At 44.5% G+C, this 14,573-nt stretch carries 11 protein-coding genes; 6 read left to right on the top strand and 5 right to left on the bottom strand.

The features are described from left to right. Positions 1–37: 37 nt before the first annotated feature. From ACFI6J_RS15065 to ubiG, 5 genes are all read right to left on the bottom strand, one after another. Positions 38–775: an SDR family oxidoreductase gene (locus tag ACFI6J_RS15065; protein WP_014949651.1), complete on the bottom strand. Its 738-nt coding sequence runs from the start codon at positions 773–775 to the stop codon at positions 38–40. A gap of 114 nt (positions 776–889) precedes the next feature. After that, positions 890–1,162, bottom strand: coding sequence for a class I ribonucleotide reductase maintenance protein YfaE (yfaE, locus tag ACFI6J_RS15070; protein ID WP_014949650.1), 273 nt, complete (start codon positions 1,160–1,162; stop codon positions 890–892). A 12-nt stretch (positions 1,163–1,174) separates the two neighbouring features. Continuing rightward, complete coding sequence (gene nrdB / locus ACFI6J_RS15075; protein ID WP_014949649.1) at positions 1,175–2,305, bottom strand: class Ia ribonucleoside-diphosphate reductase subunit beta; 1,131 nt, start codon at positions 2,303–2,305, stop codon at positions 1,175–1,177. Positions 2,306–2,427: 122 nt separating this feature from the next. Then, positions 2,428–4,749 carry a class 1a ribonucleoside-diphosphate reductase subunit alpha gene (gene nrdA, locus ACFI6J_RS15080; RefSeq protein WP_014949648.1) on the bottom strand — a complete coding sequence of 774 codons (2,322 nt, stop codon included), beginning with the start codon at positions 4,747–4,749 and terminating at the stop codon, positions 2,428–2,430. Positions 4,750–5,298: 549 nt separating this feature from the next. Continuing rightward, positions 5,299–6,003: a bifunctional 2-polyprenyl-6-hydroxyphenol methylase/3-demethylubiquinol 3-O-methyltransferase UbiG gene (gene ubiG / locus ACFI6J_RS15085; protein ID WP_014949647.1), complete on the bottom strand. Its 705-nt coding sequence runs from the start codon at positions 6,001–6,003 to the stop codon at positions 5,299–5,301. Positions 6,004–6,305: 302 nt separating this feature from the next. Here ubiG and gyrA point away from each other — a divergent pair, with 302 nt between their 5' ends. The 6 genes from gyrA (at position 6,306) to ihfB (ending at position 14,545) form a co-directional block, all read left to right on the top strand. Next, a complete protein-coding gene (gene gyrA, locus ACFI6J_RS15090; protein ID WP_458724051.1) occupies positions 6,306–9,020 on the top strand; it encodes a DNA topoisomerase (ATP-hydrolyzing) subunit A in 2,715 nt (904 codons plus the stop codon). A 145-nt stretch (positions 9,021–9,165) separates the two neighbouring features. Further along, positions 9,166–10,251 (top strand): 3-phosphoserine/phosphohydroxythreonine transaminase, encoded by a 1,086-nt coding sequence (serC, locus tag ACFI6J_RS15095; protein WP_014949645.1) that lies wholly within the window; start codon positions 9,166–9,168, stop codon positions 10,249–10,251. Between the two features lies 1 nt (position 10,252). Further along, positions 10,253–11,536: a 3-phosphoshikimate 1-carboxyvinyltransferase gene (gene aroA / locus ACFI6J_RS15100; protein WP_462558424.1), complete on the top strand. Its 1,284-nt coding sequence runs from the start codon at positions 10,253–10,255 to the stop codon at positions 11,534–11,536. Positions 11,537–11,720: 184 nt separating this feature from the next. Continuing rightward, positions 11,721–12,392, top strand: coding sequence for a (d)CMP kinase (gene cmk / locus ACFI6J_RS15105; protein ID WP_014949643.1), 672 nt, complete (start codon positions 11,721–11,723; stop codon positions 12,390–12,392). Between the two features lie 118 nt (positions 12,393–12,510). Next, a complete protein-coding gene (rpsA, locus tag ACFI6J_RS15110) occupies positions 12,511–14,181 on the top strand; it encodes a 30S ribosomal protein S1 (protein ID WP_014949642.1) in 1,671 nt (556 codons plus the stop codon). Positions 14,182–14,257: 76 nt separating this feature from the next. Further along, complete coding sequence (gene ihfB, locus ACFI6J_RS15115; protein WP_014949641.1) at positions 14,258–14,545, top strand: integration host factor subunit beta; 288 nt, start codon at positions 14,258–14,260, stop codon at positions 14,543–14,545. Positions 14,546–14,573 lie beyond the last annotated feature (28 nt).

The raw sequence follows: 14,573 nt of genomic DNA on the forward strand, positions 1-14,573 counted from the left end.
TGGCCAATCAATACCATTACGTTAGAAACGAGCTGTATTAGAGTTCCTGACGGGTAGGTCTGATGATCATTTCGTTTATGTCTACGTCGCCAGGCTGCTCTATGGCAAACGTTACTGCACGTGCAATAGCATCTGCATCGATAGCATCGTCATACATATCATCTGCCATTTGCTTTGAGTCTTTGTGAGAAATGTGGTCAGTAAGTTCTGTCGCCACTGCACCAGGTGAGATGTTGGTAGAGCGAATTTCACCATTTGACTCCCTGCGAATGCCTTCACTTATTGCTTTAACAGCGAATTTAGTTGCGCAATAAACCGTTGCTCCAGGGAACACAACATGACCTGCCACAGAGGAAAGATTGATAATATGCCCGCTTTTTTGCTCTCGCATTTGTCCTAATACAGCTGCTACTCCATACATAACGCCTTTTATGTTTACATCTATCATCTGATCCCACTCGTCAACTTTCATCTCGTCAAGCGGAGCGAGTGGCATAAGACCAGCATTGTTGACGAGCACGTCAATACGCCCATAGGCATCTATGGCCGCTTTCGCAAGCGCCTTGACTTCATCCTTTTTCGTGACATCTACCGTTTGATAAGTAGCTTGGCCACCTGAAGATTCAATTTCATCTACAAGTTTTTTAAGACGGTCTTCACGGCGGGCGCCCAACACTAATTTAGCACCTTTATCCGCAAGCATTTTCGCCGTTGCTTCTCCAAGCCCGCTACTTGCACCTGTAATGATGACAACTTTTCCAGAAACTTCACTCATAACATTATCCTTACGTTTGATTAGTGTTAAGTTGCTACGTAAAACTATTGAAGTGGATTACTCTAACGCGCAGAAACACTGTGAGAGTGATAGTGAGAACGATGAATGAAGATTTTACAGCGGTACTTTTATTTTTAGCGGGCATTTAGCCACGCAACAACAAGGAAGAATTTCATCGTCGTCAATGAAGGCGAGGGGATCTGTGGTGTACTCAACTTCGCCTTCAATTAGCTTTGTGCGGCATGCACCACAAAAGCCTTCACGACAATGGTAGTGAATATGAACGTCCGCTGCTTCAAGGGCGTTTAAGATAGTGGAATCAGAAGGGGAAATAATCGCCCCCACATCGACAACGTCGATGCGGAGTGATTTATCGTTGCTGCTCATTAAGCTGTAGTTTTACAGCTCAAAATCAGCAAAGTCGTCTTCGCTCACGGCAGAGTCGATTTGACCAACAAGATAAGAGCTGATTTCAGACTCTTGAGGTGCCACTTGCACGTTGTCTGAATTCAAATAGTTATTCATCCATGGAAGTGGATTACTGCTTATCTCGAACGGGGTGTCTAGACCAATAGCAGACATACGTTGATTCGCAATGTACTCAACGTACTGGCAAAGAATTTCTTTATTCAAACCAATCATTGAGCCGTTTTGGAACAAGTAGTCAGCCCACTGCTTTTCTTGCTCAACAGCGTTCATGAAGATAGCGCGCGCTTCTTCTTTACACTCTTCTGCAATTTGCGCCATTTCAGGGTCATCTTTACCCTTAGCCCACAAATTAAGGATATGCTGTGTTGAAGATAAGTGCAGATTCTCGTCACGGGCAATCAAACGAATAATCTTAGAATTACCTTCCATCAGCTTCCGCTCAGCGAAAGCGAATGTGCAGGCAAAAGACACGTAGAAACGGATTGCTTCCAGTGCGTTCACCGAGTTCATGCATAGGTAAAGCTTCTTCTTAAGCTCATACATGTTGATAGTGTGTGCAACACCATTCACTGTATGTACGCCTTCACCCTGTGTCTGCCAAAGCTGAGTGGCGAAAATGAGATCATCGTAATATTTAGAAATATCAGCAGCACGTCGCTTAATTTCGTCATTCACTACGATATCTTCGAATATTTCGCTTGGGTCTGAGAACAAGTTTCTCAAAATATGAGTATACGAACGTGAGTGAATAGTCTCGAAGAAAGACCATGTTTCAACCCAAGTTTCTAACTCTGGTAATGAAATAATAGGCAAGAACGCGATGTTCGGGCTACGGCCTTGCACCGAATCTAACAGGGTTTGGTACTTAAGGTTTGAAATAAAGATGTGCTTTTCTGGGTCGGTCAATTTTTGGAAATCAACACGGTCGCGAGAAACGTCAACTTCTTCAGGGCGCCAAAAAAAGCTAATTTGCTTCTCAATAAGCTTTTCGAATATGGCATGCTTTTGCTGGTCGTAGCGTGCAACGTTTACGGGGTTACCGAAAAACATCGGCTCGATCAATGGATTAGTACTTTGCTGATTAAACGTAGTGTATTTCATGATGGCCTAACTAAAAACTTAATGATTAACGCGTATTATTGTTTGTGTTCTTGCTGCGAAACGTTAATGGCAAATGCAGTTAACTCCTTTTATGCATTTGCCATTTAAACAGGGGGCGTGTTCTAAATCTTACACGCACCACCTGCACAATCATCATCTTCCTCTACAACCACTTCTTCTTGACGTGGCATAGGCTCGCTCGCTTTAGCATCGAGAGCAGATGTGTCTGACGCGCCGTCGCGAGTGTTATGATAGTAAAGTGTTTTAACACCCAGTTTATACGTAGTAAGAAGGTCCTTAAGAAGAAGCTTCATTGGTACCTTGTTACCTTCGTAACGGCTTGGATCGTAGTTGGTATTCGCTGAAATAGTTTGGTCGATAAACTTCTGCATGATACCAACAAGTTGTAGGTAACCATCGTTTGAAGGAATATCCCAAAGTAGCTCGTATTGGTCTCTTAGCGTTTCGTACTCAGGTACAACTTGCTTAAGAACACCATCTTTGCTCGACTTAATGCTGATAAAACCACGCGGTGGCTCAATGCCGTTTGTCGCGTTTGAAATCTGAGAAGACGTCTCTGACGGCATTAATGCTGACAGCGTAGAGTTACGCAAACCGTGAGTTTTGATTTCTTCACGAAGTGCATCCCAGTCGTAATGAAGTGGTTCATTACATACGCTATCAAGATCTTTCTTGTAGCTATCAATTGGCATGATGCCTTGAGAATAGGTGGTTTCGTTAAACTTAGGACACGCACCTTTTTCTTTAGCAAGATTGTTCGACGCTTTTAATAGGTAATACTGCATTGCTTCGAACGTGCGGTGAACTAGACCGTTCGCGCTGTGATCAGAATATTTAACGCCATTTTTAGCAAGGTAGTATGCAAAGTTGATAACACCAACACCCAGCGTACGACGTCCCATCGTTGCGTTATATGCAGCAGGAACTGGGTAGTCCTGGTAGTCAAGCAGGTTATCTAGCGCACGTACTGCAAGGTCAGACAGCTCTTCAAACTCGTCCAGTGACTTAATCGCACCTAAGTTAAACGCTGAAAGCGTACATAGTGCAATTTCACCATTCTCATCATTAACGTGCTGAAGCGGCTTAGTAGGTAGCGCAATTTCAAGGCACAGGTTGCTCTGACGAACTGGCGCGACTTCTGGGTTAAACGGGCTGTGCGTATTACAGTGGTCAACGTTTTGTAGGTAAATACGACCTGTGCTTGCACGCTCTTGCATGAACAAGCTGAATAGCTCCATCGCTTTAATTTGCTTCTTACGGATGCTGTCGTCGTTTTCGTATTTAACGTATAGCTCTTCAAACTTCTCTTGGTCAGCGAAGAAGGCATCGTAAAGACCTGGAACGTCAGACGGGCTAAATAGAGAGATATAGCCGTCTTTCATCATGCGCTGGTACATTAGTTTGTTGAACTGAACGCCGTAATCTAGGTGACGTACACGGTTTTCTTCAACACCACGGTTGTTCTTAAGCACTAACAGTGATTCAACTTCCATATGCCAGATAGGGTAGAACAGCGTAGCAGCGCCACCACGAACACCACCTTGTGAACAGCTTTTAACGGCTGTTTGGAAGTATTTGTAGAACGGAATACAACCCGTATGGAATGCTTCACCGCCGCGAATAGGGCTACCTAGTGCGCGTATACGGCCTGCATTTACACCGATACCAGCGCGCTGGCTTACGTATTTAACAATGGCACTTGCCGTTGCATTGATTGAGTCTAAGCTATCGCCGGTTTCGATAAGTACACATGAGCTAAACTGGCGAGTAGGCGTACGTACGCCAGCCATGATAGGTGTAGGCAATGACAGCTTGAATGTTGAAGCGGCATCATAGAAGCGGCGGATGTAGTCCATACGCGTCGCTTTATCGTAATTTGCGAAAAGGCATGCAGCCACTAAGATATAAAGGAACTGTGCACTTTCGTAAATTTCACCAGTAACACGGTTTTGAACCAGATACTTACCTTCAAGCTGTTTAACTGCAGCGTAGCTGAAATTCATGTCTCGCCAATGGTCGATATACGAGTCCATTTCAGCAAATTCTTCAGGCGTGTAGTCTTCGAGCAAGTGCTTATCGTATTTGCCCATATCAACCATCTTACCCACATGCTCAAGTAGGGCAGGCGGCTCAAATTGACCATAGGCTTTTTTGCGAAGGTGGAAAATGGCCAAGCGCGCAGCCAGGTATTGATAATCTGGCGCATCGGTAGAAATAAGATCTGCCGCTGATTTGATCAGGGTTTCATGGATCTCGCTAGTATTGATACCGTCATAAAACTGAATTTGTGCCTTGATTTCAACTTGTGAAACTGAAACGTTTTTAAGTCCTTTGGCTGCCCATGTCACGACTTTGTGGATTTTCTCTAAGTCGATGGACTCTTTTTCACCGTTGCGTTTGGTGACTAATAAGTTGTTGTTCATGTTACTGGCCGTTTGTCTGTTAGCGCTTGATGCGTGGGCTATGTAATGCCCATTTTCATTTTTAATTTATTGAGTGTGAGTGACATTATCACCATTGGCTCACGCCAGATAACAACATACACGAAAGCGGCCTAAACCAATACTGAAAGTACAAAGTAGAGACTGCTCATTTAATTTTTTCACTGCATTTATATTTTCAGCGAGGTTGATGTCACACACTTCATATGGCATTACCATAATCTCGTTAGCGATCTGTGCGATCCCAGAAAATCTGCATTGGGATCACGTGCTGAATTAAACACAAGATAGTGAGGTTTTAGTCTTAATGCAACCCAATATCTGGTGGTATTTCAAGCACTCAATCTGGCATGAAATTTATGTTAGTAACAACTAACTTTTTAGCGTTCTACAAGCGTAAAATATCTGGATTGCAAGCATTTTTAATTATTTCTTCGACATAAAAATTAATTTATTCTTAGAAAATAGTTTTTATATAAACACGATATATGGTGTTTAAAATATCGCCGCAACCCAATATATAGTGTTAAATTAATTTTGCGCTACTGTATATAGTAAGTAGTTAACGTCGACATTATTCGCAGAGAGATAAAAGCCTTGAGAAATTGGGTCCATGTGTAGACCTGTCATATCTCGAGGCAGCAAACCAGCATGATCGGTCATCGCCATAAGTTCAGATGGTTTGATGAACTTACTGTGATCGTGGGTGCCTTTTGGAACCAGTTTAAGGATATATTCCGCTCCTACGATCCCCATCAGATACGACTTTAGGTTTCGGTTAAGCGTAGAAAAGAAAACATGGCCACCAGGCTTAACCAACTTAGCACAGGCCAGTACAACAGAAGCAGGGTCGGGTACATGCTCTAACATTTCCATACAGGTTACCACGTCGAACTGTCCTGCATTTGCTTCTGCGAATGCTTCGGCAGTTGAACATACGTAGTCAACTTTTACACCTGATTCTAAACCGTGCAGCTTCGCTACTTCTAACGAGGCTTCTGCCATATCTAAACCTGTTACCGTCGCGCCTGCACGCGCCATAGATTCTGCTAAAATACCGCCACCACAGCCAATATCGACGACTTTTTTGTCAAACAGGCCTTCACTGTGTTGATTAATGAAGTCTAAGCGAAGTGGGTTAATAAGGTGCAATGGCTTAAATTCGCCTTCTGGATCCCACCAGCGTGAAGCGAGTTCAGAGAACTTATTGATTTCTTGTTGATCGACGTTCGTCATGAGTAAAACAATCCTTAATCTATCTCTTTTTAAGATATCGTAAATTACGGTTGTGTTTCACTGTTTTTAAACAGAAATAGACAAATTATAAGAAGGGTCGAACGAAAAATAATCGCTTGCCTTTTAGTTGATTAATAAGCGTAATTAAGCGCTACATAATTCTGTCATCAAGTGGTACACTCGAAGCACGATTATGACCCACATAATAATAACAGTGCGCTCCCACGCCTTGTTTTCACAATGATGTGAAGCGAAGTGCTGGATAACGCAGAACAAACCAAGATAAAGGGATTAAGCAGTTTATGTCTGATAACGCTAAAGAAATCCTCCCCGTTAATATTGAGGAAGAGTTAAAGAACTCTTACCTTGATTACGCGATGAGCGTTATTGTCGGGCGAGCCTTGCCTGACGTAAGAGATGGCTTGAAGCCAGTGCACCGTCGTGTGCTGTTCGCAATGAACGAACTGAAAAACGACTTTAACAAGCCATACAAAAAATCTGCCCGTGTGGTAGGTGACGTAATTGGTAAATATCACCCTCACGGTGACTCTGCAGTTTACGACACTATTGTTCGTATGGCCCAACCGTTCTCACTTCGCTATATGCTAGTAGACGGTCAAGGTAACTTCGGATCGGTAGACGGCGACTCTGCTGCTGCGATGCGTTATACCGAAGTTCGCATGGCTAAAATTGCGCACGAGTTACTTGCCGATTTAGATAAAGAGACCGTAGATTTCGTACCTAACTACGATGGTACAGAGCATATTCCTGAAGTATTACCAACGAAGGTGCCTAACCTTCTTGTTAACGGCTCATCGGGTATTGCGGTTGGTATGGCGACGAATATTCCGCCACATAACCTCACCGAAGTAATCAACGGCTGCGTAGCATTAATCCAAGACCCGTCTATTACCATCGACGACTTGATGACACACATCCCAGGTCCAGATTTCCCAACGGCTGCGATGATCAGCGGACGCAAGGGAATTGAAGATGCGTATCGCACAGGTCGCGGTAAAATTTATCTTCGTGCTAAGGCGGAAATTGAAACTGACAGCAACGGTAAAGAAACCATTGTTGTTAACGAGATCCCTTACCAGGTTAACAAAGCGCGTCTTATTGAAAAGATTGCTGAACTGGTAAAAGAAAAGCGCATCGAAGGCGTTTCTGCATTGCGAGACGAGTCTGATAAAGACGGTATGCGCATTGTTATCGAAGTTAAACGCAACGAATCTGCCGAAGTCCTACTTAATCATTTATATGCGAATACCCAGCTTCAAACGGTATTCGGTATTAACATGGTTGCGCTTGATAACGGTCAGCCTAAGGTATTCAACCTTAAAGAAACGCTAGAATGCTTTATTCTTCACCGCCGCGAAGTAGTAACACGTCGTACTGTTTTTGAATTACGTAAAGCCCGTGACCGCGCTCACATTCTTGAAGGTTTGGCAATCGCGCTTGCGAATATCGACCCAATTATCGAGTTGATTAAAGCGTCACAAAGCCCAGCAGACGCCAAGAAATCGCTTGTAGCACAAGGTTGGGACTTAGGTGATGTAGCGCAAATGCTTGAGCGCGCAGGCGATGACGCTGCACGCCCTGATTGGCTAATGCCAGAATTTGGTATTCGCGACGGCAAGTACTACCTGACAGAACAGCAAGCGCAAGCTATTCTTGACCTTCGCTTACACAAGCTAACAGGTCTTGAGCACGAGAAAATTCTAGAAGAGTATAAGCAACTTCTAGAGATCATCGCAGAACTTCTTCACATCCTAAACAGCCCAGAGCGTCTGATGGAAGTGATTCAAGAAGAACTTGAAAAAGTACGTGATGAATTTGGTGATGAGCGTCGTACTGAAATTACGGCAGCAAGTCACGATATTGATATTGAAGATCTTATAGAGCAAGAAGATGTTGTAGTAACGCTTTCTCGCGAAGGTTATGTGAAATATCAAAAACTTACAGACTACGAAGCACAGCGTCGTGGTGGCCGTGGTAAATCAGCAACCAAGATGAAAGAGGAAGATTTCATCGAAAGATTATTGGTAGCTAATACCCACGATCACATACTTTGCTTCTCAACCCGTGGTCGCTTGTACTGGTTGAAAGTATATCAGTTGCCGTTTGCTAGCCGTAACGCGCGCGGACGCCCAATTGTTAACATCCTACCGCTTGAAGAGAACGAACGTATTACTGCTATTCTTCCTATTAAAGAGTTTGAAGAAGGCAAGTTTGTACTGATGGCGACGGCAAACGGTACGGTTAAAAAGACTGACCTGAGCCTATATTCTCGCCCACGTTCAAGCGGTATTATCGCCGTTAACCTGAACGAAGGTGATGAGCTGATTGGTGTTGATATCACTCACGGTGATGACGACATAATGTTGTTCTCTGATGCAGGTAAAGTGGTTCGCTTCAACGAGAAGCTTCGCGACAGCGAAACCGGTGAAGTTAAGCGTGACCCAGAGACGGGGGAAGAGCTTCTGGCACTTCGTCCTATGGGAAGAACAGCCACAGGTGTTCGCGGTATTCGTCTGCAAGATGGTCAAAAAGTGGTATCACTTATTGTTCCTAAAGGCGACGGCCCAATCCTGACAGCAACAGAGAATGGTTTCGGTAAGCGTACTCCGCTTGAAGATTACCCTGCGAAGAGCCGTGCGACACAAGGTGTTGTATCAATTAAGGTGTCTGAGCGTAATGGTAAAGTGGTTGGCGCGGTTCAAGTAGACGAAACCAATGAAATTATGCTTATTAGTGACCAAGGCACACTGGTTCGTACCCGTGTAGGCGAAGTGTCAGTAGTAGGCCGTAACACACAAGGCGTTCGCTTAATACGCACCGTAGAAGGTGAGCACGTTGTAGGGTTACAACGCATTGAAGAAGTGGAAGAGTTACAAGAATTCGACGAAGACGGTAACCTAATCATTTCAGACGATGCGCCAGAACAAGCAGAAACTGCTGTTCAAGAGCAAGAGAACACCGCAGAAGACGGTGACGGCTCAACGACAGAAGAGTAGGGATAGGGCGCAGGTATTCATACTTGCGCATTATCAGTGTTCTTTCAAACAAGCGGCTTAAGCCGCTTGTTTACCTAATAAACCCGCAAAACGTTCAAAACAAAGCGAGTTAAACGGTAATTATCTACAGGTGTTGAAAAACGCGATGAAAGAGGTTTTTAATTTTAGTGCTGGCCCGGCCATGCTTCCAAAAGAAGTTATGGAAAAAGCACAATCAGAATTTACAAATTGGCGCGATTTAGGCTGCTCTGTAATGGAAGTAAGCCATCGTGGTAAAGACTTCATTGAAATAGCGGCAAAAGCTGAGCAAGATTTGCGAGATTTATTGTCCATTCCTTCCAACTATCATGTGCTGTTCACGCACGGTGGTGGGCGTGGGCAATTTGCCGCTGTACCGCTCAACTTATCAAACGCTAACGATACCAGTCTTCACTTAGTCAGCGGTTCTTGGTCTAAAGGTGCCGTTGACGAAGCAAACAAATACAACCACGCCAAAGTGGTGGGTGAAGTGTCTGAAAAAGACGGCTGTCACTACGTTGCGCAGCCTCAGTTGAGCGATATTGATCAATCTGCCGCGTATTACCATTTCTGTCCAAATGAAACCGTTGACGGAATCGCTTTTGATTGGCTACCAGAGTCGGGCAAGGTTCCGCTGGTTTCTGATATGTCTTCGACTATATTGTCACAGCCGTTAGATGTAGCAAAGCATGGCGTTATATACGCTGGGGCACAAAAGAATATCGGCCCAAGCGGCTTATCAGTTGTTATTGTTCGCGAAGACCTGGTTGGCAAAGCACGTAAAGAAACGCCGTCTATCTTCGATTATGCATTAGCGGCAAAGTCTGACTCTATGTACAACACACCGCCAACGTTCTCTTGGTACTTAGCGGGGCTTGTATTTGAATGGCTTAAAGATATGGGCGGCGTTGACGCTATGGCTAAACGCAATGCTGAAAAAGCGGCGTTATTGTATTCAGCTATCGACAGCTCTGACTTCTATTCAAGTAAAGTTCACCCTGACAACCGTTCAAAAATGAACGTGCCGTTTCATTTAGCCAATGCTGAACTTGACGGATTGTTCCTTAAACAGTCACAAGAAGCAGGGTTACTTGCTCTTAAAGGGCATCGTTCAGTAGGGGGCATGCGTGCCAGTATTTATAATGCAATGCCAGTAGAGGGCATTGTTGCGCTAGTTGAATTTATGCGCGAATTTGAAAGAGTGAATGGATAAAATGGAGCAGTTAACATTAGACCCGATTGCAAAAGTATCGGGAGAGGTCAATGTACCTGGCTCAAAAAGTCTGTCTAACCGCGCACTACTGCTAGCCGCGTTAGCTGAAGGTGAAACTGAATTAACTAACTTGCTTGATAGCGAAGATATTGAGCATATGCTCAATGCACTTACTAAGTTAGGCATTAACTATCGCTTGAGCGAAGACAAAACGCAATGCGTTGTACAAGGTAACGGAGGCGCATTCAACGTAGCAGAGCCACTTGAGCTTTTCTTGGGTAATGCGGGTACAGCAATGCGTCCTTTGTGCGCTGCACTTGCTGCAAGTAACGTTGATACGGTACTTACCGGTGAACCGCGCATGGAAGAGCGTCCAATTGGCGACTTAGTCGATGCGCTACGCGAAGCCGATGCTGAAGTAACTTACCTTAAAAATGAAGGTTACCCACCGCTACAAATTAAAGGTAAGACTTTAAACGGCGGTGAAATGTCGGTGGACGGCAGTGTATCTAGCCAATTCTTGACTGCGCTTTTAATGGCTGCACCATTATTTTCAGGTGATGTGACTATTCGTATAAAAGGTGAGTTGGTCTCTAAGCCTTATATTGATATCACGCTAGATACCATGGAAAAGTTTGGCGTTACTGTTGAAAACGACAACTACCAAACATTTACGGTTTCTGGTGACGCCATGTACATTGCGCCGGGTAAATTTATGGTTGAAGGCGATGCATCGTCAGCATCTTACTTCCTTGCAGCCGGTGCCATTAAAGGTGGAACGGTACGCGTAACCGGAATTGGCCAAAACAGCATTCAAGGTGACATTCGTTTTGCTGATGTGCTTGAGGCCATGGGTGCAACGGTGGTTTGGAACGATGAGTATGTTGAAATAACGGGTGCGCCGCTTAAAGGCGTGAACATGGATATGAACCATATTCCAGATGCGGCCATGACCATCGCGACTACGGCATTGTTTGCTGAAGGTCCAACTACCATGACTAATATTTATAACTGGCGTGTTAAGGAAACAGACCGTCTTGCGGCTATGGCCACCGAGCTTCAAAAGTTGGGCGCGAAAGTGGAAGAAGGGTATGACTATATTAAAGTATGGCCGACTGACTCGCTAAAACATGCTGAGATAGACACGTATAACGACCACCGTATTGCAATGTGCTTTTCTCTAGTTGCATTAAGCGATACCCCGGTAACAATTAACGACCCGGGTTGTACACGTAAAACCTTCCCCGACTATTTTACCCGCTTTAAAACTTTATATAGCGCGTAAAAGCCTTGTATAAATAAGTCACAGGTTAATGAAGGGCTACGTAGGTTAACTCTTTAGTTGCTTCGTTGATCTGAATCAGATTTATCCTAATGTACAATGCCGTCACTAAGAGGCGGCATTGCTTATCTCTCACTAAAGCGTATAATTGCGCTCGATTTTTAGTAATTTAAACGATGGAGCAGGTATGCATTCCACACCCGTAGTCACGGTTGACGGTCCTAGTGGTGCAGGCAAAGGTACGTTAAGTAGCTTGCTGGCAAAAAAATTAGGGTGGCACTTTCTAGATAGCGGTGCAATTTACCGCGTATTAGCAGTTGCTGCACTTCACCACGACCTTCCGTGTGATGATGAAGAATGTGTTGTTCCTCTAGCAACCGGTCTTGATGTTAGTTTCGAGACGAATGGCGATACCACTCGCATTATCTTAGAAGGCGAAGACGTTACTGACGATATTCGCACTGAAGAAGTTGGCGCTGTGGCATCAAAAGTTGCAGCATTACCCCGGGTTCGCGAAGCACTACTTCGCAGACAGCGTGCTTTCCAACAAGATCCTGGTCTTGTTGCCGACGGTCGCGACATGGGTACAGTGGTATTTCCCGAAGCGCCTGTAAAGATTTTCCTTACAGCAAGCGCAGAAGCCCGTGCAGAACGCCGCTATAGCCAGTTGAAAGCAAAGGGCATGGATGTTAATATTGCGCGCCTTTTAACCGATATCAAGGCAAGAGACGAGCGCGATACACAGCGTGCAGTGGCTCCTTTGGTACCGGCACAAGATGCAGTAATTATAGATTCAACGGACTTGGATATTGACCAAGTCTTTGAAAAAGCGATGGATATTATTTCCTCACGCCTTTAATGACGAGAGCTGATCGCATCCAAAGCAGTGTTGCTACAGGAAGTGGCGACTAATTTTAATAACCCCGCGTTATCCGGATAAGAAGCGTGGATATCAACTTAAAAGTTATTTGAGACTTATGACTGAAAATTTTGCACAACTTTTTGAAGAAAGCTTACAAGAACTAGAAACACGTCCTGGTTCAATTGTAAAAGGTACTGTTGTTTCTATCGACAAAGACATCGTTCTTGTTGATGCAGGCTTGAAATCAGAAAGTGCTATCCCAGCTGACCAATTCAAAAACGCTGAAGGCGAACTAGAAATCGCTATCGGTGACCAAGTAGACGTAGCACTAGATGCAGTTGAAGATGGTTTCGGTGAAACTATCCTTTCTCGCGAAAAAGCGAAGCGTCACGAAGCGTGGGTTGAGCTGGAAAAAGCTTACGAAGATAAAGCTACTATCAAAGGCGTTATCAACGGTAAAGTTAAAGGCGGTTTCACTGTTGAAGTTAACAGTGTACGCGCGTTCCTTCCTGGTTCTCTTGTTGACGTACGTCCAGTACGTGACACTACGCACCTTGAAGGCAAAGAGCTTGAATTTAAAGTTATCAAGCTTGACGCTAAGCGTAACAACGTTGTTGTTTCTCGTCGTGCAGTTATCGAAGCAGAAAGCAGCGCAGAGCGCGAAACGCTTCTTGCTAACCTTGAAGAAGGTCATGAAATCAAGGGTATCGTTAAGAACCTTACCGATTACGGTGCGTTCGTTGACCTTGGTGGCGTAGACGGTCTTCTACACATCACTGATATGGCTTGGAAGCGCGTTAAGCACCCAAGTGAAATCGTGAATGTTGGTGACGAAATCAACGTTAAAGTACTTAAGTTCGACAAAGAGAAGCAGCGTGTTTCTCTTGGCATGAAGCAAATGGGCAACGATCCATGGCAAGAAATTGCTTCTCGTTACCCAGAAGGTACTAAGATCAACGGTCAGGTTACTAACCTTACTGACTACGGCTGCTTCGTTGAAATCGAAGACGGCGTTGAAGGTCTTGTACACGTTTCTGAAATGGATTGGACTAACAAGAACATCCACCCATCTAAAGTTGTTAACCTAGGTGACACTGTAGATGTAATGGTTCTTGAAATTGACGAAGAGCGTCGTCGTATTTCTCTAGGTCTTAAGCAGTGCATTGCTAACCCTTGGGAAACATTTGCTGAGTCACACGAAAAAGGTGACAAAGTGTCTGGTAAGATCAAGTCAATCACTGACTTCGGTATCTTCATCGGTCTTGACGGCGGCATCGACGGTCTAGTTCACCTTTCTGACATCAGCTGGAACAAGTCTGGTGAAGACGCGGTTCGCGACTACAAGAAAGGCGACGAAATCTCTGCAGTTGTACTTCAAGTCGACCCAGAGCGTGAGCGTATCTCTCTTGGCGTTAAGCAAATCGAAGAAGATCCTTTCAACAAGTATCTGACAGATAACAAGAAAGGTGCTATCGTTACTGGTACAGTAACAGCAGTTGATGCGAAAGGCGTTACTGTAAACCTAGCTGAAGAAGTTGACGGCTACATCCGCGTTGCAGATCTTGCTGTAGAGCGTGTTGAAGACGCAACAGAAGTAGCAAGCGTTGGTGATAGCATCGAAGCGAAGTTCATGGGCGTTGACCGTAAGAACCGCACTGTTAACCTATCTGTTAAAGCGAAAGATCAGGCTGACGAAAAAGAAGCTATCGATAAAGTTAACCAGCAAGAAGATGTTGGTTTCGCTAACGCGATGGCAGAAGCATTTAAAGCTGCTAAAGGCGAATAATGCTTTTGTGGGTGTGCAGATGCACACCCAATTCGCGATAGCTGTTTAAACAATAATATTGACAATGAGGTTAAGCATGACCAAGTCTGAATTAATTGAACGGCTCGCGGATCAAGCGCGTCATATTCCGGCGAAGGAACTCGAACTAGCGATAAAAGAACTTCTAGAGCAAATGGCACAAACTCTTCAAAAGGGTGAGCGTATTGAAATTAGAGGTTTTGGCAGTTTCTCTCTTCACTACCGCGCTCCACGCGTAGGTAGAAACCCAAAAACGGGTGAGACAGTGAAACTTGACGGTAAATATGTACCGCACTTTAAGCCTGGTAAAGAGCTTCGCGAAAGGGTAGACGCCTCAATCGCATAATGCATTTTAAAAGCCGCTGAAAAGCGGC

It is taken from the genome of Alteromonas sp. G4i13, assembly GCF_054960505.1.

What these genes read in the sequence shown, in the direction of transcription:
- cmk (WP_014949643.1), top strand. Translation starts at nt 11,721, where the DNA reads ATGCATTCCACACCCGTAGTCACGGTTGACGGTCCTAGTGGTGCAGGC.
- yfaE (WP_014949650.1), bottom strand. Translation starts at nt 1,162, where the DNA reads ATGAGCAGCAACGATAAATCACTCCGCATCGACGTTGTCGATGTGGGG.
- nrdB (WP_014949649.1), bottom strand. Translation starts at nt 2,305, where the DNA reads ATGAAATACACTACGTTTAATCAGCAAAGTACTAATCCATTGATCGAG.
- ACFI6J_RS15065 (WP_014949651.1), bottom strand. Translation starts at nt 775, where the DNA reads ATGAGTGAAGTTTCTGGAAAAGTTGTCATCATTACAGGTGCAAGTAGC.
- ubiG (WP_014949647.1), bottom strand. Translation starts at nt 6,003, where the DNA reads ATGACGAACGTCGATCAACAAGAAATCAATAAGTTCTCTGAACTCGCT.
- aroA (WP_462558424.1), top strand. Translation starts at nt 10,253, where the DNA reads ATGGAGCAGTTAACATTAGACCCGATTGCAAAAGTATCGGGAGAGGTC.
- nrdA (WP_014949648.1), bottom strand. Translation starts at nt 4,749, where the DNA reads ATGAACAACAACTTATTAGTCACCAAACGCAACGGTGAAAAAGAGTCC.
- gyrA (WP_458724051.1), top strand. Translation starts at nt 6,306, where the DNA reads ATGTCTGATAACGCTAAAGAAATCCTCCCCGTTAATATTGAGGAAGAG.
- ihfB (WP_014949641.1), top strand. Translation starts at nt 14,258, where the DNA reads ATGACCAAGTCTGAATTAATTGAACGGCTCGCGGATCAAGCGCGTCAT.
- rpsA (WP_014949642.1), top strand. Translation starts at nt 12,511, where the DNA reads ATGACTGAAAATTTTGCACAACTTTTTGAAGAAAGCTTACAAGAACTA.
- serC (WP_014949645.1), top strand. Translation starts at nt 9,166, where the DNA reads ATGAAAGAGGTTTTTAATTTTAGTGCTGGCCCGGCCATGCTTCCAAAA.